The 1289-nt window shown below is 71.7% G+C and carries 2 protein-coding genes; both read right to left on the reverse strand.

The window, feature by feature from the left end; genetic code table 11:
• Window positions 1–165: 165 nt before the first annotated feature.
• Complete coding sequence (gene mreC / locus ACLD7X_RS16840; RefSeq protein ID WP_411424840.1) at window positions 166–906, reverse strand: rod shape-determining protein MreC; 741 nt, start codon at window positions 904–906, stop codon at window positions 166–168.
• Window positions 907–911: 5 nt separating this feature from the next.
• Window positions 912–1289 (reverse strand): rod shape-determining protein (locus ACLD7X_RS16845; protein WP_411424841.1); only part of this gene is annotated, 378 nt, incomplete at its 5' end.

The following is a 1289-nucleotide window of genomic DNA, read 5'->3' on the forward strand; positions in this document are numbered from 1 at the left end:
GCCCCGGACAGGGGACCATCCACCAGGGCCCAGGGCAGCAGCCAGAGCACGGCCCAGCTGGGCGGCACACCGGCCAGCTTGACCGCCCCTGGAGAGGCCAGCACCAGGAAGGGCACCAGCAGTGCCGTGGCGACACACCAGCGCTGGCGGGTCAGGACCGCCATCTCAGCGGACCCGCACCCGCACCCAGTCCACCGCGTCGACCGGCGCGCTGAGCTGCACCACTGCCTCGGGAGCCGGCACGGCCTGATCGTCGACCGACTGCACCACCCCGACGGTGAGGTTGGGGGGCACCAGGGTGCTGGCGGGAGAGGTCACCACCAGATCGCCGGCACGCACGCCGAGATCCTTCTGGATGAAGCGCAGGATCGGCCGGGCGGTGCCTCCCCCCACCAGCAGCCCGTGGCGCTGGACCCGCCCGATCCACACACCGACGCGGCTGGAGGAATCGGTGAGCAGGGCCACGCTGGCGGTGCTGGGGGTGACGCTGGCCACCCGCCCGATCAGTCCCCCCGGCGCCACCACCGCATCGCCCGGGGTGACGCCGTGGAGGGAACCCCGCCCGATCACCAGCTGGCTCCACCAGCCCTGGGCGTCCCGGGAGATGACCGGCGCCGTCACGTCCTGCCCCGAGCTGCGCTGCAGTTCCAGCAACTCGCGCAGGCGCCGGTTGTCGGCCTCCAGCACCGAAAGCCTCGACTGCAGATCGAGCTGCTCGGCGGCCTTGATCCACTCCCCCTGGGCCGAACCGGGCCAGAAGGGCCGGGTGAGCAGGGCGTAGACATCGGTGAGGAAGGCCCCCTTGCTGAGCCGCACCCCCACCAGGGCGAGCAGCAGCAGGCCCCAGGGCCAGCCGGCCGTGAGCCATCGCAACGGCGGCAGTCGCAGCCGGCGGCCCGCCTGCATCGGGTTCAGGCCGCCTGACGCACGAAGTCAGGGGTATCGAGCACCCGCTCGAGGCGCTTGTAGTCCTCCAGGACCATGCCGCAGCCCATCACCACACAGAGCAGGGGATCTTCGGCCACATGGGTGAGGATGCCGGTCTCGTGGCTGATCAGATCGCTGATCCCGCGCACCATGGCACCGCCGCCGGCCAGCATGATGCCCCGGTCGACGATGTCCGCGGCCAGTTCGGGAGGGGTGCGCTCCAGGGTGCGCTTGACGGCTTCCACGATGACGTTGAGGGGCTCGGCCATGGCCTCCCGGATGTCGCCGGCGCGCACGTTGATGGTGCGGGGCAGGCCGGAGAGCAGGTGCAGGCCCCGCACGTCCATCGAGGTCTCGTCGTG

This window comes from Aphanothece microscopica RSMan92, from assembly GCF_046613545.2.
Taxonomy (GTDB): domain Bacteria; phylum Cyanobacteriota; class Cyanobacteriia; order PCC-6307; family Cyanobiaceae; genus NIES-981.

Coding starts and splice junctions, on each gene's coding strand:
- mreC (WP_411424840.1), bottom strand. CDS start 906: ATGCAGGCGGGCCGCCGGCTGCGACTGCCGCCGTTGCGATGGCTCACG.